This window comes from Stenotrophomonas sp. 62841_Sma (assembly GCF_056482945.1).
This window is the reverse complement of sequence record NZ_CM151224.1, coordinates 3,962,925-3,980,023: the sequence shown is the minus strand read 5'-3', so window position 1 is coordinate 3,980,023 and position 17,099 is coordinate 3,962,925. Positions and strand designations below refer to the sequence as shown.

14 protein-coding genes and 1 pseudogene are annotated in these 17,099 nt (G+C 66.6%); 5 read left to right on the top strand and 10 right to left on the bottom strand.

The window, feature by feature from the left end:
• Positions 1-88: 88 nt before the first annotated feature.
• Together ACZK5G_RS18605 and ACZK5G_RS18600 are read right to left on the bottom strand one after the other, a co-directional pair.
• On the bottom strand, positions 89-511 hold the full coding sequence (locus tag ACZK5G_RS18605; protein WP_478464361.1) for a hypothetical protein: 423 nt from the start codon (positions 509-511) through the stop codon (positions 89-91).
• 104 nt (positions 512-615) lie between these two features.
• Complete coding sequence (locus ACZK5G_RS18600) at positions 616-1,533, bottom strand: LpxL/LpxP family Kdo(2)-lipid IV(A) lauroyl/palmitoleoyl acyltransferase (RefSeq protein WP_423162526.1); 918 nt, start codon at positions 1,531-1,533, stop codon at positions 616-618.
• A 60-nt stretch (positions 1,534-1,593) separates the two neighbouring features.
• Here ACZK5G_RS18600 and waaA point away from each other — a divergent pair, with 60 nt between their 5' ends.
• Positions 1,594-2,892: a lipid IV(A) 3-deoxy-D-manno-octulosonic acid transferase gene (gene waaA / locus ACZK5G_RS18595; protein ID WP_478464360.1), complete on the top strand. Its 1,299-nt coding sequence runs from the start codon at positions 1,594-1,596 to the stop codon at positions 2,890-2,892.
• A gap of 229 nt (positions 2,893-3,121) precedes the next feature.
• Positions 3,122-4,339: an APC family permease gene (locus ACZK5G_RS18590; protein WP_478464358.1), complete on the top strand. Its 1,218-nt coding sequence runs from the start codon at positions 3,122-3,124 to the stop codon at positions 4,337-4,339.
• A gap of 100 nt (positions 4,340-4,439) precedes the next feature.
• On the opposite strand, the gene ACZK5G_RS18585 is transcribed toward ACZK5G_RS18590, so the two are convergent.
• The 3 genes from ACZK5G_RS18585 to ACZK5G_RS18575 form a co-directional block, all read right to left on the bottom strand.
• On the bottom strand, positions 4,440-5,798 hold the full coding sequence (locus ACZK5G_RS18585; RefSeq protein ID WP_049460783.1) for a TolC family outer membrane protein: 1,359 nt from the start codon (positions 5,796-5,798) through the stop codon (positions 4,440-4,442).
• 16 nt (positions 5,799-5,814) lie between these two features.
• Entirely contained in the window at positions 5,815-6,462 is a 648-nt protein-coding gene (locus ACZK5G_RS18580; RefSeq protein WP_049398378.1) for a protein-L-isoaspartate O-methyltransferase family protein, read from the bottom strand.
• A gap of 136 nt (positions 6,463-6,598) precedes the next feature.
• Positions 6,599-7,279 carry a TetR/AcrR family transcriptional regulator gene (locus tag ACZK5G_RS18575; RefSeq protein ID WP_049398377.1) on the bottom strand — a complete coding sequence of 227 codons (681 nt, stop codon included), beginning with the start codon at positions 7,277-7,279 and terminating at the stop codon, positions 6,599-6,601.
• Between the two features lie 119 nt (positions 7,280-7,398).
• Here ACZK5G_RS18575 and ACZK5G_RS18570 point away from each other — a divergent pair, with 119 nt between their 5' ends.
• Both ACZK5G_RS18570 and ACZK5G_RS18565 read left to right on the top strand, forming a co-directional pair.
• Positions 7,399-8,529: an efflux RND transporter periplasmic adaptor subunit gene (locus ACZK5G_RS18570; RefSeq protein WP_032129094.1), complete on the top strand. Its 1,131-nt coding sequence runs from the start codon at positions 7,399-7,401 to the stop codon at positions 8,527-8,529.
• 4 nt (positions 8,530-8,533) lie between these two features.
• On the top strand, positions 8,534-11,695 hold the full coding sequence (locus ACZK5G_RS18565) for an efflux RND transporter permease subunit (RefSeq protein WP_478464356.1): 3,162 nt from the start codon (positions 8,534-8,536) through the stop codon (positions 11,693-11,695).
• Positions 11,696-11,776: 81 nt separating this feature from the next.
• Here the strand turns inward: ACZK5G_RS18565 and ACZK5G_RS18560 are convergent.
• Together ACZK5G_RS18560 and ACZK5G_RS18555 are read right to left on the bottom strand one after the other, a co-directional pair.
• A pseudogene (locus ACZK5G_RS18560) lies at positions 11,777-11,920 on the bottom strand (LysR family transcriptional regulator); the annotation flags it as partial.
• Positions 11,921-12,039: 119 nt separating this feature from the next.
• Positions 12,040-12,945: a LysR family transcriptional regulator gene (locus ACZK5G_RS18555; RefSeq protein WP_478464355.1), complete on the bottom strand. Its 906-nt coding sequence runs from the start codon at positions 12,943-12,945 to the stop codon at positions 12,040-12,042.
• 117 nt (positions 12,946-13,062) lie between these two features.
• Here ACZK5G_RS18555 and ACZK5G_RS18550 point away from each other — a divergent pair, with 117 nt between their 5' ends.
• The gene (locus tag ACZK5G_RS18550) at positions 13,063-13,836 is read left to right on the top strand and encodes an SDR family oxidoreductase (protein WP_478464353.1); all 774 of its coding nucleotides are present in this window, start codon (positions 13,063-13,065) and stop codon (positions 13,834-13,836) included.
• A 164-nt stretch (positions 13,837-14,000) separates the two neighbouring features.
• Here the strand turns inward: ACZK5G_RS18550 and leuB are convergent, their stop codons facing one another.
• Genes leuB through leuC form a run of 3 tightly spaced genes read right to left on the bottom strand, consistent with a single transcriptional unit; the run spans position 14,001 to position 17,048 of the window.
• Positions 14,001-15,062, bottom strand: coding sequence for a 3-isopropylmalate dehydrogenase (gene leuB, locus ACZK5G_RS18545; RefSeq protein ID WP_180838222.1), 1,062 nt, complete (start codon positions 15,060-15,062; stop codon positions 14,001-14,003).
• Positions 15,052-15,630: a 3-isopropylmalate dehydratase small subunit gene (gene leuD / locus ACZK5G_RS18540; RefSeq protein ID WP_006390726.1), complete on the bottom strand. Its 579-nt coding sequence runs from the start codon at positions 15,628-15,630 to the stop codon at positions 15,052-15,054. The genes leuB and leuD overlap by 11 nt, the downstream gene beginning before the upstream one ends.
• The gene (gene leuC / locus ACZK5G_RS18535) at positions 15,630-17,048 is read right to left on the bottom strand and encodes a 3-isopropylmalate dehydratase large subunit (RefSeq protein ID WP_478464351.1); all 1,419 of its coding nucleotides are present in this window, start codon (positions 17,046-17,048) and stop codon (positions 15,630-15,632) included. The genes leuD and leuC overlap by 1 nt, the downstream gene beginning before the upstream one ends.
• Between the last annotated feature and the right edge of the window lie 51 nt (positions 17,049-17,099).

The following is a 17,099-nucleotide window of genomic DNA, read 5'->3' as shown; positions in this document are numbered from 1 at the left end:
CTTCTCCCGGGACATTGCGACGCCCGGATTCCTGCAGGCGTAAAGATGTGCGTGTCACGGATTGGCTTGTCACGACAAGCGTGTTTTTTTACGGATCTATTCTTGAGATCTTGATGTTTCTGGCAATTACTTCGATGTAGAACGCGTTGCTTTGAATTATGTAGTGAGTGTATTCGCCAGCTTCATAGTCTTCCCATCCAGGAAAGCTTGCAGACCTTTCGGCCTTTAAGGTTTTCAGCCATGAGGAGTTCGGGATGAGCCAGTAGCACGAGGCGAAGGTGTCATCTTCGCGATCTCTGTAATACTTCAAATCTCTGTGCCGCTGGTACCGAGCCGCCCAGACGCCGGAGAATTCGAACAATCCTTTCAGCTTTGAGTACCGGGACGGGGATTTCCATATCTTGAAGGTTGCAGTCAAGGAGTCGCCTTCAAACTGCACTGCCAGATCGTCATTTGGGGCTTGCCAGTAAGGAAGCTCCACCGCGCAGGCAAAATCTTCTGTTGTGTTCATTTCTTCCTTGCGTGATGGCGTCGCATGCTTTTAATCAATTGTGCGGCCTTCTTCTCGCTTGGTGCGTGCGTGGTTCAAGTGTTCCCGGTCCGCCATACAAGCCGTTATCTGTAGAAATCGCTGCGGCCGCCAGGCTGGCGCTTGAACCGCCGATGGATCCACAGGTACTGGTCCGGGGCTTCGCGCACCATTTCTTCGATGGCCTGGTTGACCCGCGTGGTATCGGCTTCCACATCCTCGCTGGGGAAATTCTCCAGCGGTGCGCCGATCTTCAGGAAGTACTTCCCGCCCTCGCGGCGGTGGAAGTACGGAATCACCGCGCAGCCGGTCATCCGCGCCAGCTGGTGGGTGGCGGTAATGGTGGATGCGGTATGGCCGAAGAACGGCACGAACACGGTGTCCTTGCCACGCATGTCCTGATCCGGCGCATACCAGAGGAAGCCGCCCTTCTTCAGGTGGCGCACGGTCGCGCGGATGTCCTCGTTGGCGAACATCGCCTTGGCATAACGCAGGCGGCCAAACTTCACCGCCCATTCGTACACCGGGTTCTTGTGCTTGCGGTACATGCCCGACAGGTCAACGTAGTCGCACAGCAGGCGGCCGCACATCTCCAGCGTCATGAAGTGGCCGGAGACCAGCAGCACGCCGCGGCCTTCGGCCTGCATCTGCCGCAGATGCTCGAGGCCTTCGATCTTCACCTGCGGGCGGATGCGGTCGATGCTGCCCCACCAGGCGCGGATGCACTCGAGCACGCCCACGCCCAGCGCGTCGAAGCTGTCGCGCACCAGGCGCTGGCGCCAGGCTTCGTCCTTCTCCGGGAAGCACAGCTGCAGGTTGACCTCGGCGGCGCGACGGCGGCTGCCGAGCAGGCGCCAGCTGATCCAGCCGACGCCCCGGCCGAGCGCACGCTGCAGCATCCACGGCAGGCGGGCGATGGCGAAGGCGCCGAGCATGGCGGCGAACATCGGCCAGTTGCGGGGATCGCGCAGCGACGGGCGGACGGCGGTGGTGGCATCTGACATGGCGCCATTCTACCAACCCGGCTGCGTGTCTTTCCCGGGGGGCTCCCGTATCCTTGCCGCATGCGTAAAGACCCTGTCGAATGGATCCTGCGCGGCCTGTACTCGGCCGTGCTCTACATCCTGCTGCCGATCACCGTGTACCACCTGGTCTGGCGCGGTTTCCGGGTCCGTGAATACTTCCGGCGCTGGGACGAGCGTTATGCCTCGTATCCGCAGCCGACCGGCCAGCCGCGGGTCTGGCTGCACGCGGTCTCGGTGGGCGAGGTCAATGCCGCCGCGCCGCTGGTGAATGCCCTGCGCCAGCAGCGTCCGGACATCCGCTGGGTCATCACCACCATCACCCCGACCGGCTCGGAGCGCGTGCGCGCGCTGTGGGGAGACGCGCTGGACCATGTCTATCTGCCGTACGACGTACCGGGCAGCGTCAACCGCTTCCTCGGCCATTTCCAGCCCAGCCTGGCACTGATCCTGGAAACCGAGCTGTGGCCGAACATGCTGTTCGGTTGCCGCGACCGTCGCATCCCGGTCTACATCCTCAACGCCCGCCTGTCCGCGCGTTCGCTGCGCGGTTACCGGGTGCTGGCGGCGCTGATCCGCCGTGCGCTGCGCACGGTCACCTGCGTGGCCGCGCAGTCGCAGGACGACGCCGAGCGCTTCGTGCAGCTGGGTGCTGCGCGTGAACAGGTGCAGGCGCTGGGCAACCTCAAGTTCGATATCGCCACGCCGGATGTGCGGGGTTTCGTCGAGCAGTTCCACGCCTGCGTGCCCGCCGGGCGCCCGGTGTGGATCGCGGCCAGTACCCACGATGGTGAGGAGCAGGCGGTGATCGACCTGCATCGGCGCCTGTGCCAGCAGCACCCCGACCTGTTGTTGCTGTGGGCGCCGCGGCACCCCGAGCGCTTCCCGAAGGTGGAGGCGCTGGCGCGCGAGCAGGGCTGGAACGTGACGACCCGTCGCGCGAAGCAATGGCCGGAGGCCGGCACGGATGTATTCGTCATCGACACCCTGGGCGAGCTGATGCCGTTCTATGCCTGCGCGCAGGTCGCCTTCGTCGGCGGCAGCCTGCAGCCGATTGGTGGCCACAATCTGCTGGAACCGGCGGCGATGGGCACTGCCGCTGTGACCGGTCCGCACCTGCACAACTTCGCCGAGATCTCACGGCGCATGCGTGAGGCCGGTGCCTTGCTGATCGGCGAGGACGTGCAGGCGGTAGGTGACCTGCTGCAGCACCTGCTGGGCGACGCAGCGGCGCGCGAGGACATGGCCCGTGCTGGATGCACGCTGGTCAGCAATGGCCGCGGTGCCCTGCAGCGCACGTTGGCGCTGGTCGCGCCACATCTGCCGCCGCCGCGCAGCTGAGCCGGGCAGCAATACCGCCAGGGCGGACACTACGAGGACCGACTGACGTGATCGACTGCATCAATTCTGCTTAGCAGCCGGATTCCTGTCGCAGCAGGACCGGATGCGTGGCTGCGAACGTGTTTGTGGTCACATCGCGATGCGCACGGTACGGATTCTGATACCGCCCTTTGGCGCAGGCTGCCAGCCTGCTGTCGACCGCGCATGGGCGGAATCAAGAGGGCTTGCGATGGACAGCGACAACCGCCGTGGCCGGCACGCGCTGCTGGGAATGGATCACTTCGCGTTGGTGGCGTTGACCCTGTTGCTGGGGGGCAGCGTGATCGCCCTGGTCGGCCAGTACACCGCCGCCCAGGCCGGCCCGGCCATCGTACTGAGTCTGCTGCTGGCCGCACTGGGCACAGCGCCGATGCTGTATTGCCTGCACGTGCTGAACCAGCAGCAGCCGGAAGCCGATGGCCTGTACGGCCCGCTGCGGGCCGCCTGGGGCACGGCAGTCGCGCGCCTGCTGGGTGCTGTGCTGCTGCTGGAGCTGGTGGTGACCAGCGCCGGCGTGGCGCAGTCCATGGCGGGCCACGCGCGTGCGGTGTTTGCCAGTCGCGGTATTGAAACCGGCAGCGCATTGCCGGATCCGGTGATGGCCGTCACCAGCCTGCTGGTGCTGGGTGCGTTCGTGTTGCTGCCTCCGCGTCGCATCGCGCTGATGGTCTGCGTGCTGTTGACGGCGAAGATCGGTGTAGGGCTGTTGCTGCTGGCGCTGGCGGTCCGCCATGTGCACTACGCGAACTGGATTCCGTGGCTGCCGGACGCCACCGCGCCCTATCGGTTCGGACCCGGCGGTGTGCTGGCGGCAAGCGTGCCCTTGCTGGCGGTGTTTGCCAGTGTGGGTCTGGCATTGGGGTTTCCTGGGCGTGGCCCGCAGGTGCGTGCGCGGTCACCAGGGCTGCTGGCGGCCGCGCTGCTGCTGGCAATGCTGCTGCTGATCGTGCTGGCGGCGTTGCAGGCCGGCCTGGTCGAGTTCCCGGCATTGGCCAGTACGCGGCCGTTGTCGGTGGCATTGCAGGGCCATCCGCAGTTGCAGTGGCTGCTGCCGTTGCTGCCGCTGGCGGGCATGGCCGGGTTGGCAGCACTGCTGCTGGTGCTGTTGTCGTTGGCCACACATCTGGCAGCGCAGCTCTGGCCTGTGGCCGCGGATGAAGCGCCCGGGTTCCGGACGCGGCTGATACCGGTCACCGTGGTGCTGGCGGCGCTGCTGGCGTTGGGAACACCCGTCGATGCATTGCCGGTGCTGCCGGGCCCGGCCACCCTGCTGGTGATGGCGGCTTTGTGCCTGGCAGCACTGCGTGTGCGCGCGCCGATGCCGGGTGCTGCGATGGTGCTTGCGCCCCTGGCCGCGGCGCTGTGCGTGCTGGCCGCAGTGGAGCGGGCAGGCGCGTGGCCGGGCTGACGGCCGGCGGATCTGCGCCATGTCTGGGTGGGGCCGTACGCGCTGCCCACAAAAAAGCCACCCTCCCGGGTGGCTTCTTCATTGCCGGCAGGGCGACGACTCAGTGCGTGGTCGTCGACGGGTTGCCCGCGTCCTGGGTCAGCAGGCGGTTCACGTCCTGCAGCTCGGCCACGTCCAGCGCACCCAGCGACTGGCTCAGCAGCAGGCGGTTCTGCAGGAAGGTGTAGCGGGCCTGGGCGTAGTCCAGCTGTGCCGAGAACAGGATGCGCTGGTTCTGGATCACGTCCAGCACGGTACGGGTACCGACTTCCAGGCCGACCTGCGACGCGTCATACGCGCTCTGCGCCGAGACCACCGCCAGGCGGCGGGCTTCCACTTCGCTGATGCCCTGCACCAGGGTCTGGTAGGCATTGCGGGTGTTGCGGTCCAGGGCACGCTTCTGCTGCTCGTAGCCGTCCTGGGCGATGTCGCGCTGGGCCAGTGCCTGGCGGACGCCGGACTGGGTGGCACCACCGGCGAAGATCGGCACGCTCAGGGTCAGCCCGATGCTGTTGGTGCGTGCATCCGGCGACAACGAGCCGGCACCGGTGCTGTCACCCCAGGTTGCGCTCTTGCCCCAGCTTCCGCCCAGCGACAGGGTCGGGTAATGGCCGCCACGAGCGGCCTGCACGCCAGCCTCGGCGGCGCTGACCTTCAGTTCCTGGGCCTTCAGCGCCGGATTCTGGTTGGTGGCCTGGTGCACCAGCTCATCGATGTTGCCACGGTTGGCCGGCACTTCCGGGCGGAAGTCCGCCGGCAGGCCGCGCAGGTTGACCACCGGCTGGCCGGTCAGTTCGGTCAGGGCCTGGTAGTTATCGGCCAGGGTGTTCTGCGCAACGATGGTGTTGGCACGCGCCTGGTCGTACTGGGCGCGTGCTTCGTGCACGTCGGTGATCGGCGCCAGGCCCACTTCCAGGCGCTTGTCGGCGAAGTCGAACTGCTTCTTCGCGGCCGCTTCATTGGTCTGTGCGGCGTTCAGCGATTCGATTGCCACCAGCACGTTGAAGTAGGCCGCCGAGGTGCGCACGATCAGGCTGTCGTTGGCCGAATCGAGGGTGAAGTCCGCCGCCTTGCTCAGCTCGCGCTGCGAACGCAGGTTGTTGATCTGGGTCCAGTTGAACAGCGTCTGGCTCCCTTCGATCGTGTAGTTGCGGCGCTTGCTGGTCACGGTGCCGGAGTTGGCGTCATGGTCCGCCTCGCTGCGCGAGCGGTTCAGCGTGGCCTGGCCGTTGATCTGCGGCAGCAGGGCAGCGCGGGCCTGCACGGCGCCTTCCTTGTCGTACAGCCGGGTGGATTCGGCGGCGGACAGCTGCGGATCGCCATTGCGCGCCATTTCGTAGACCTGCAGCAGGTCGGCGGCATGGGCGGACAACGGCAGCAGGGCAGTGGCCAGCGCAACAGCGAGGGATCGGCGGATCATTGCGGCTTCCTTGGACTCAGAGGTGGAACTGGGGGGCCGGGGCGGCACCACGCAGGTAATCAATATCGGTCTCGAACAGGGACTCGGTGCTGCCGTCGGCCTTGACCAGCAGGGCCTCCATCGCCGGCGAACGGCCATGGATGACGAACAGGCGACCACCCGGACGCAGCCACGAGGCGAACTGTGACGGCACCACGTCGACCGCACCAGTGACACAGATCACGTCAAAGCGGCGTTCGGTCTGCCAGGACAGGGCGTCGGCCACTTCCACGCGGACGTTGGTGCCCAGGCCGGAAGCATCCAGGCGGGCACGCGCGGCGGCGGCCAGTTCCGGGTCGATCTCCAGGCTCAGCACGTCGCGCGCCAGCGCGCCGATGCAGGCTGCCAGGAAGCCGCTGCCGGTGCCGATTTCCAGCACTTCGTCACCCGGCTGCAGATCCAGTGCCTGCAGGGTACGGCCCTCGATGACCGGCTTCATCATCTTCTGGCCATGGCCGATCGGGAGTTCAACATCGGCATAGGCCAGTGCCCGGTGTGCATCGGCGACAAAGGCCTCGCGCGGCAGGCGGGCCAGGACGTCGAGCACCTTGATGTCCAGCACGTCCCAGGGACGGATCTGCTGTTCCACCATCAGTTCGCGGGCGTGGGCGTAATCAATCGTCATGAGGTTCAAATCCAGCGCAGTGGGCCGGCCATTTTACCGGTGCCGGAGGCCGGCGGCGCGCCCAGAGCATCAGCTGCCGGGTGGCCGGGGTCGCAGTGCCGGAAGTCATCGCGACCTCCGGTTCGTTCAGTTTTGGTTATCCGGCCGTCCCGGCCCCTCTTGGGGCGTAGGCGCGCAGGAAGAAGTCGATGCTGGCGGTCACATGGGCAAGAGGGTCGCACTCCACCGGTGACAGTGGCATGCCGCACATCATATGCATGTGCACTTCGCCCTTGACCAGGGTAAGGAACTGCTGGCCAGCCAGGTAATAGTCGGGGATGTCCAGTTCGCCGCGTTCGCCGCGCGCGCGCAGGAAATCGGCCAGGGCCTCGCAGGTACGTTCCGGGCCGGCCTGCCAGAACAGCTCGCGCAGGCGTTCGTCGGTCTCCGGCGCCATCATCATGCGCTGGATCGAGATCGCTGCGTCGGAGGTGATCAGCTCGAAGAAGGCCAGGCCGATGCCGATCAGCTGGTCGCGCAGGGGGCCGTCCGCGTCGGCCACGAACAGCGCATCAGGCAGCATTTCAATGCATTTTGACTGCACGGCCTCGGAGAACAGGGTCTCCTTGTCGCCGAAGTGGCTGTACACAGTCAGCTTCGAGACGCCGGCCTGAGCGGCGATGGTGTCCATACTCACGCCGGTATAGCCCTGTTCGATGAACAGTGCCTTGGCTGCTTCAAGGATCGCCGCGCGCTTGCCGAGGTCCTTGGGACGCCCGGGTCCGGCGGCCTTGGCAGCGGGCTTGGCCGACGGCTTGCGGGAAGTGGGAGAACTCATCGCGACAATACTAGACCAAGCGGTTCGATATTTATACTATACCGGCCGGTTTATTAAATTGGGCCGGCAGTCGCGGCTCCCCCCTTAGTTGCAACCCTGCGTTTTCAGGACGTTGACCGATGAAGATCGTGCGCTGGATGGGCGGTATGGTGTGGGTGGCTGCGCTGGCAGCCTGTTCGGGACAGGAACAGGCGCCACAGGCGGCCGTACCGGTGCTGGTGGTTCACCCCGGCGAACAGGCCGGGCAGGCCCCGGCGGCGTTCCCGGGCACGGTGCGTGCCCGGCAGGAAAGCCCGCTGTCGTTCCGCGTCGGTGGCAACCTGGTCAAGCGCCATGTCGATGCCGGGCAGCGGGTCAAGAAGGGCGATGTGCTGGCCGAGCTGGACGTGGCCGACTTCGCGCTGCAGGCCCGCGCCTCGCAGGCGCAGCTGGCTGCGGCCGAAGCCGATCTGGTACGTGCCCGCGATGACCTCAAGCGCTACCAGGTGCTGGCCGACCAGCAACTGGTCAGCCGCTCGCAGCTGGACCAGCAGTCCGCCGCCTTCAAGGCCGCGCAGGGCCAGGCCAACGCCGCCCGCGCCAACCTCGATGTGCTGCGCAACCAGGCCGATTACGCCCAGCTGCGCGCACCGGCCGACGGCGTGATCGCCAGCCGCGAGGCCGAGGCCGGGCAGGTGGTGTCGGCCGGCCAGACCATCTTCAACCTGGCCGCCGATGGCGGGCGCGAAGTGCTGATCGACCTGCCCGAGGCCACCATCCGCGACTATGCGGTGGGCCAGCCGGTCGAGGTGGAGCTGTGGAACCGTCCTGGCCAGCGCCTGCCGGGCACGATCCGCGAGATCGCCGCCGCCGCCGATCCGCAGGCACGTACCTACGCGACCCGGGTCAGCCTGGCCGCCGATGCGCTGGCCGATGTCGAACTGGGCCAGAGCGCACGCGTCTACAGCAGCGCCGGCCGCCACGGCACCCTGCAGCTGCCGCTGGGCGCGCTGCAGCGCGGTGCCAACGGTACCGCCAGCGTGTGGCTGGTCGACCCGGCCAACAGCACGCTGAAGGCTGCAGCGGTCACCACCGGTGCGTTTGGCAGTGAGACCGTGCCGGTGCTGTCCGGCGTGAGCGCAGGTGACTGGGTGGTTGCTGCTGGTGGCCATCTGCTGCGTGCCGGTCAGCCGGTGATCGCCGTGGACCGGCAGAACCGTCCGGTGCTGAAGCCGGCTGCGCCGGCCGCTGCCGCCAAGGCCAAGGAGTAAGCCGGTGCGCCGCTTCAATCTCTCCGAGTGGGCGCTGGCCAACCGACCCCTGGTGCTGTTCGCGATGCTGGCGTTCGCGCTGATCGGCGCGTGGTCGTACAAGCATCTGGGCCAGTCCGAGGATCCGCCGTTCACCTTCAAGGCGATGGTGGTGCGCACGCTGTGGCCGGGCGCTACCGCCGAACAGGTATCGCGGCAGGTGACCGAGCCGCTCGAGAAGGCGCTGATGAATACCGGCGAGTACGAGTTCATCCGCTCGTATTCTCGGCCGGGCGAGTCGCAGATCATCTTCATGGCGCGCGACAGCCTGCGGTCCAAGCAGATCCCCGACCTCTGGTACCAGGTGCGCAAGCGTGTGGGGGACATCCGCCCGACACTGCCACGTGAAATCGTCGGTCCGTTCTTCAACGATGAGTTCGGCGATACCTACGGCAACATCTATGCGTTGACCGGCAAGGGTTTCGACTACGCGGTGATGCGTGATTACGCCGACCGTATCCAGCTGGAGCTGCAGCGCGTGCCCGACGTCGGCAAGATCGACCTGGTCGGCCTGCAGGACGAGAAGGTGTGGATCGAGCTGTCCAACACCCGCCTGGCCACGCTGGGTGTGTCGATGCAGCAGGTGCAGCAGGCACTGGCCGACCAGAACGCGGTCACCGGCACCAGCTTCTTCGAGACCGCCACCGACCGCGTGCAGCTGCGCGTGACCGGCCAGTTCAACGACATCGACGCCATCCGCCAGTTCCCGATCCGTGCTGGTGACCGCACCGTGCACCTGGGCGACATCGCCGAGGTCAAGCGCGGCTTCGCCGACCCGGCGTCGCCGAAGATGCGCTTCATGGGCGAAGAGGCCATCGGCCTGGCGGTGGCGATGAAGGATGGCGGTGACATCCTCAAGCTCGGCGCGAACCTCGATGCAGAGTTCGAACGCCTGCAGAAGACCCTGCCGGCCGGCATGCAGCTGCGCAAGGTGTCCGATCAGCCGCAGTCGGTGGAGGAGTCGGTCGGCGAGTTCGTGCAGGTGCTGACCGAAGCCGTAGTGATCGTGTTGCTGGTCAGCTTCTTCTCGCTGGGCCTGCGCACCGGCCTGGTGGTAGGTGTGACCATCCCGCTGGTGCTGGCGATGACCTTCTTCGTCATGCACTACTTCGACATCGGCCTGCACAAGATCTCGCTGGGCGCGCTGGTGCTGGCGCTGGGCCTGCTGGTGGACGATGCGATCATCGCGGTGGAGATGATGGCCACCAAGATGGAGCAGGGCTACGACCGCCTGCGTGCGGCCAGTTTCGCCTGGGAGTCGACCGCGTTCCCGATGCTGACCGGTACGCTGATCACGGCGGCCGGCTTCCTGCCGATCGCCACGGCGGCATCGAGCACGGGTGAGTACACCCGCTCGCTGTTCCAGGTGGTGACTATCGCACTGGTGGTGTCGTGGATTGCCGCGGTGCTGTTCATCCCGTACCTGGGCGACAAGATGCTGCCGGACCTGTTCAATCCGCAGCCGCCGAAGCCGGGCAGCCTGTCCGCGCGCTGGCTGGCCAAGCGCCAGCAGTGGGCCGACCGCTATCCGGCGCTGGCCAACCTGATCGCGCCGCCGCAGCACGGGCACGACCATGATCCGTACCAGCGCCCGTTCTATCGCAGCTTCCGTCGCTTCCTCGATGGCTGCCTGCGCCACCGCTGGTGGGTGATCGCCGCGACCATCGCCCTGTTCGTGTTCTCGCTGATGATGTTCCGCTTCGTGCCGCAGCAGTTCTTCCCGGATTCGACCCGGCCGGAACTGATGGTGGACATCGAGCTGGCCGAGGGTGCGTCGTTGCGCTCGACCCAGGCCCAGGCCGAGAAGCTGGAGAAGCTGCTGTCCAACCGCGATGGCATCGCCAACTACGTGTCCTACGTGGGCACCGGTTCGCCGCGCTTCTACCTGCCGCTGGACCAGCAGCTGCCGGCCACCAACTTCGCCCAGTTCGTGGTGCTGGCCAAGGACATCAAGTCGCGCGAAAGCACCCGTGACTGGCTGCTGCATGAGGTGATCCCGAAGTTCCCGGACGTGCAGATGCGCGTGACCCGCCTGGAGAACGGCCCACCAGTCGGCTATCCGGTGCAGATGCGTATTTCCGGCGAGCACATCGAGAAGGTGCAGGCGATCGCACGACAGGTCGAGGCCAAGGTGCGTGAGAACCCGCACGTGATGAACGTCAACCTGGACTGGAGCGAGCCGAGCAAGGTGGTGCGGTTGGTGATCGACCAGGAGCGTGCGCGCGCGCTGGGTGTGAGCAGTGCCCAGGTCAGCCAGTTCCTGTCCAGCTCGCTGGCCGGGCAGTCGGTGAGCGTGTATCGCGAAGGCAACCGCCAGATCGAGATGCTGCTGCGCGGGCCGGCCGATGCACGCAACCAGCTGGAGCTGCTGTCCAGCCTGTCGATGCCGACCGCCAACGGCGGCAGCATCACGCTGTCGCAGGTGGCGACGATGGAGTACGGCTTCGAGGATGGCATCATCTGGCACCGTAACCGTCTGCCGACGGTGACCGTGCGCGCCGACATCAGTGATGGCATGCAGCCACTCGACGTGGTGCATCAGATCCTGCCGACGCTGGATGGCATCCGTGCCGAGCTGCCGAATGGCTACCTGCTGGAAACCGGCGGTACCGTGGAGGATTCGGCACGTGGCCAGAACTCGATCAAGGCCGGCATGCCGCTGTTCCTGGTGGTGGTGGCCACGCTGCTGATGCTGCAGCTGCGCAGCTTCTCGCGTGCGGCGATGGTGCTGGTGACCGCGCCGCTGGGCATCATCGGTGCGACCCTGTTCCTGCTGCTGTTCCGCGCCCCGTTCGGCTTCGTGGCGCTGCTGGGCACGATTGCACTGGCCGGCATGATCATGCGCAACTCGGTGATCCTGATCGACCAGATCCAGCAGGACATCGATGCCGGGCATGACCGCTGGCATTCGATCATCGATGCCACGGTGCGCCGCTTCCGCCCGATCGTGCTGACCGCGCTGGCGGCGGTGCTGGCGATGATTCCGCTCTCGCGCAGTGCGTTCTATGGCTCGATGGCGATCTCGATCATGGGTGGCCTGATCGTGGGCACTGTGCTGACCCTGGTGTTCCTGCCGGCGCTGTACGCCGCGTGGTTCCGGGTCAAGCCGGACGAATCCGGGGCGTAACGCCCCGGGTTCGGCGGCCACTGCCCTGGTAGGTGCCAACCTTGGTTGGCACTGATGCGTGCATCCACGCATGGCGTGGATCTACTGCAGCTGCAGGCCGTTCCGCAGCACCGGCAGCAGCCATTCGATGAACACCCGCACGCGTTGCGCGCGGTGCTGCCGATGCGGCTGCAACAGGGTCACCGGCAGCGGTTGCGCCACGTGCTGTGGCATCACTTCCACCAAGGTTGGTAGTTTCTGCAGTAGAGCCACCCCATGGGTGGCTGCGGAGGACCAGGCTCAGTCATCCACGCATGGCGTGGATCTACTGATCTGCGTGGCGTGCATCCACGCATGGCGTGGATCTACTGCAGCTGCAGGCCGCTCCGCAGCACCGGCAGCAGCCATTCGATGAACACCTGCACGCGTTGCGCGCGGTGCTGCCGATGCGGTTGCAACAGGGTCACCGGCAGCGGTTGCGCCACGTGCTGTGGCATCACTTCCACCAGCGCACCAGATTGCAGTTCGGCCTGCACGTCGTAGCGCGGAATCTGCAGCAGGCCCAGCCCCGCCACGCAGCACGCGATCGAGGCCTCGGCGCTGTTTACCCGTACCCAGCCAGGCATCGGCAGCGTGCGCAGCTGGCCACCGTCCTGCCATTCCCACGGTTCCACCCGCGCGGTGGTCGGCGATGCGTAGTTCACCGCGCGGTGCTGCTGCAGGTCGGCAGGATGCTGCGGTACGCCGTGTTCGCGCAGGTAGGCCGGCGCGGCGACGTTGACGAAGTCGAGCTGTCCCAGCATGCGGGCCACCAGGCTGGAGTCACCCAGCTGGCCGACCCGCAGCACCGCATCACAGCCGTCTTCGATCAGGTTCACCGCGCGGTCGGTCATGCCCAGGTCCACTTCAACCTGCGGATGGCGCGCGAAGAAGTCGGGCAGGGCCGGGGCGAGGATGCGGCGGCCGATGCGGCTGGGCACGTCGATCTTCAGCAGGCCAATCGGTTGCGCGTCATCCTGGCGGAACAGCGATTCGGCGTCTTCAACCTCGGCGATCAGGCGCAGGCAGCGGGCATGGAACACGTCCCCATCATGGGTGGTGGACACCCGACGGGTCGATCGCTGCAGCAGGCGGGTGCCGAGCCGCTGCTCCAGCTCGGCCACCGCCGCGGAAACGGTGGAGCGGGGCAGGCCGAGCTGGTCGGCGGCGCGGGTGAAGCTGGCGCACTCCACCACCCGGGTGAAGATGCGGAAGCGATCGATCCGGTCCATTGTTCGCTGGCTCTGGAAAGTTAAGTCAATGTGGCGGGCTTTATCCGCAATTTCTGCACGATATCGTCGTCAGGGCAGGGTTGCCACCCCGGGCAGCCCCCATCCGAGACCGACGCCATGACCGACCATTCCCTCAAGGGCAAGACCGTGCTGATCGCCGGTGGCGCCAAGAACCTGGGCGGACTGATCGCCCGCGACTTCGCCAGCCAGGGCGCCAAAGCCATCGTCATCCACTACAACAGCGCCGCCACGCAGGCCGATGCAGAAGCAACCGTTGCCGCCTTGCAGGCGGCCGGCAGCACGGCGGTGGCCCTGCAGGGTGACCTGACGTCGGCGTCGGCGATGGAGCGCTTGTTCGCCGATGCCGTGGCTGCAGTCGGCCGGCCGGACATCGCCATCAATACCGTCGGCAAAGTGCTGAAGAAGCCGATGCTGGAGATCAGCGAAGCCGAGTACGACGAGATGAGCGCGGTCAATGCCAAGGCTGCCTTCTTCTTCCTGAGGGAGGCCGGCCGCCACGTCAACGACGGCGGCCGCATCTGCACTCTGGTCACCTCGTTGCTGGGTGCGTTCACGCCGTTCTATTCCAGCTATGCCGGCACCAAGGCACCGGTCGAGCATTTCACCCGCGCGGCGTCCAAGGAGTTCGGTGAGCGTGGCATCTCGGTGACCGCGATCGGCCCCGGTCCGATGGACACGCCGTTCTTCTATCCGGCCGAGAGTGCCGATGCGCAGGCGTACCACAAGACCGCGGCGGCACTGTCGCCTTTCACCCGCACCGGCCTGACCGACATCGCCGACATCGTGCCGTGGATCCGCTTCCTGGTCACCGACGGCTGGTGGATGACCGGGCAGACGATCCTGGTCAATGGTGGGTACACCACCAAGTAACGCAGCCACGCAGGGCGTGGCTCTACTGCGGTGGTAGGTGCCAACCTTGGTTGGCACGGCTGGCGCATCCACGCATGGCGTGGATCTACAGTAGAGCCACCCCATGGGTGGCTGCGCACAATGTCCAAAGGGAGGGGCGCCACGCATGGCGTGGCGCTATCGGATCAGTTGAGTTTGGCCAGCACCGCGTCGGTGGCGGCAGCGGTGCTGACGGCCTGGCCCTTCGCCGCCAGGTCGGCAGTGAACACACCATCATCCAGCACGGCGTGCACCGCCGCTTCAACCGCGGCGGCTTCCGCTTCCAGCCCCAGCGAATGGCGCAGCAGCATCGCGGCGCTGAAGATCGTCGCGTATGGGTTGGCGATGCCCTTGCCGGCGATGTCCGGCGCCGAACCATGGATCGGCTCGTAGATGCCGACTGCGCCCGGCTCACCCAGCGAGGCCGACGGCAGCAGGCCCAGCGAGCCGGCCAGCATCGACGCCTCGTCGGTGAGGATGTCGCCGAACATGTTCTCGGTGACGATCACGTCGTACTCGCGCGGCTTGGCGAGCAGGTGCATCGCCATCGAATCGACCAGCTGGTGCTCCAGCGCAACGTCCGGGAACTCCTCGCGGCCGATGCGCGCGGCCACGTCACGCCACAGGCGCGAGGTTTCCAGCACATTGGCCTTGTCCACCGAGGTGACCTTGCCGCGACGCTGTTGCGCCAGACGGAACGCACTGCGCAGCACGCGCTCGATCTCGGCCACGGTGTAGCGGCACAGATCGCTGGCGCTGTCGGCGTCGCGGGTCTTGTCGCCGAAATAGATGCCACCGGTCAGCTCGCGCACCACCACGAAGTCCACGCCCTGCAGCAGCTCGGCCTTGATCGGCGAGGCGTGCAGCGCGGCTTCATGGGTGCGCACCGGGCGCAGGTTGGCGTACAGGCCCAGCGCCTTGCGGATCGCCAGCAGACCTTGCTCCGGGCGCACCTTGGCATTCGGGTCGGACCACTTCGGGCCGCCGACCGCACCCAGCAGTACGGCGTTGGCGGCCTGGCAGGCGGTCAACGTAGAGGCGGGCAGTGGCTCGCCATGGCGATCGATGGCGACGCCACCGATGTCGTGCTCGCTGAAGGTGAAGGTGTGGTTGAAGCGTTCGGCGACGGCCTTCAGGACGGCGACTGCCGCGGCGGCCACTTCCGGGCCGATGCCATCACCGGGCAGGACAACAATTTCAGCGTGCATGCTCACTCTCGTAGCGTTCGATTTCAGGGACACGGCCCAACAGATACCCCAACTGGTCGACACCTTCCAGCAGGCAGGTCTGCGAGAAGCCATCCAGCGGGAAGGAATAGACGCGACCATCTGGCGTGCGCAGTTCGCGCGCGGCCACGTCGATGGTCAGCTCGTCGTCCGGGCGCTGCATCAGCGCCTGCACATCGGCCTCGTCCAGCACGATCGGCAGCAGGCCGTTCTTCAGCGAGTTGCCGCGGAAGATGTCGGCGATCTCGCTGCTGACGATGGCACGCAGGCCGAGGTCGGTCAGCGCCCAGGGTGCATGCTCGCGCGAGGAACCGCAGCCGAAGTTGCGGCCCGCCAGCAGGATGCTGCGGCCGGCGTTGTGCGGCTGGTTGAAGGCGAAGTCGGCCACCGGGGAACCGTCGGCCTGCCAGCGCCAGTCATTGAACGCGTTGCGGCCGAGGCCGGCACGTTCGGTGGTGGACAGGAACCGCGCCGGAATGATCTGGTCGGTGTCGATGTTGGTCTGCGCCAGCACCACGCTGGACGAGGTCAGGGTACGGAAGCCGGCCATCACGCCACCTCCTGTGCGAACAGTTCGCGGGTGTCGGCAACGTGCCCGTTCACCGCGGCCCACGCCGCGCTCATCGGCGAGGCCAGCAGCGTGCGTGAACCGGGACCCTGGCGGCCTTCGAAGTTGCGGTTGCTGGTGCTCACGGCCAGCTGGCCGGGCGCGACCAGATCGCCGTTCATGGCGATGCACATCGAACAGCCCGGCTCACGCCATTCGGCACCGGCCGCGCGCACGATCTCATGGATGCCTTCGGCCTCGGCCTCGCGCTTGACGATCTCCGAGCCCGGCACCACCAGCATGCGAACCCGCTCGGCGACGCGGCGACCGCGCAGCACCTGCGCCACTTCGCGCATGTCGCTCAGGCGGCCGTTGGTGCACGAGCCGACGAACACCACGTCCACCGGTGTTCCGGCCAGCGCCTTGCCGGCCTGGAAATGCATGTAGTCCAGGCCTTTCTGTGCGGCAGCATCGTTGGCCGCCGGAATCGGCGCATCCACCGCGATGGCGGTGCCCGGATGGGTGCCCCAGGTGAGGGTCGGGCGGATGTCGGCAGCGTCGATGTGCACTTCACTGTCGAAACGCGCGCCCTCATCGCTGCACAGCTGCTGCCAGCGCGCCACGGCAGCGTCGAAGTCGGCGCCCTTGGGTCCGCGCGGGGTCGCGGCGACGAAGTCGAAGGTGACCTGGTCCGGCGCCACCATGCCGGCACGCGCACCCGCTTCGATCGACATGTTGCACAGGGTCATGCGCTGTTCCATGTCCATCGCTTCGATGGTGCTGCCACGGAACTCGATCACGTGGCCGGTGCCACCGTTGACGCCGATCACGCCGATGATGTGCAGGACCACGTCCTTGGCGCCAACGCCGGGTGCCAGCGGCCCATCAACGGTGATCGCGAAGGTCTTCGCCTTGCGCTGCAGCAGGCATTGCGTGGCCAGCACGTGGCCGACCTCGCTGGTACCGATGCCGAACGCCAGCGAACCGAACGCACCATGGGTGGAGGTGTGGCTGTCGCCGCAGACGATGGTCATGCCGGGCTGGGTGAAGCCCTGCTCGGGCGCGATCACGTGGACGATGCCGCGGTTGTCCGAAGCCATGTCGAACAGCTCGATGCCGTGCTCTGCGCAGTTGCGTGCCAGCGTGGCGACCTGTGCCTCGGACGCCGCGCTGGCGTAGGGCAGCGTGCCATCGGCGGCAGCCGGCAGGGTCGGCGTGGAGTGGTCCATCGTCGCCTTGGTGCGATCCGGGCGGCGTGGCGACAGGCCGCGCTCGCGCAGTTCGGTGAACGCCTGCGGCGAGGTCACCTCGTGGATCAGGTGCAGGTCGATGTACAGCACGGCGGGCGCGCTGTCGGATTCAGGGACAACCACGTGGGCGTCCCACAGTTTGTCGTACAGGGTGCGGGGTGCGGAAGTCATGCGTGTGCCTGGCAGAAGTACGAAGGTGCGGACATCAGGAAAGATAGCGAA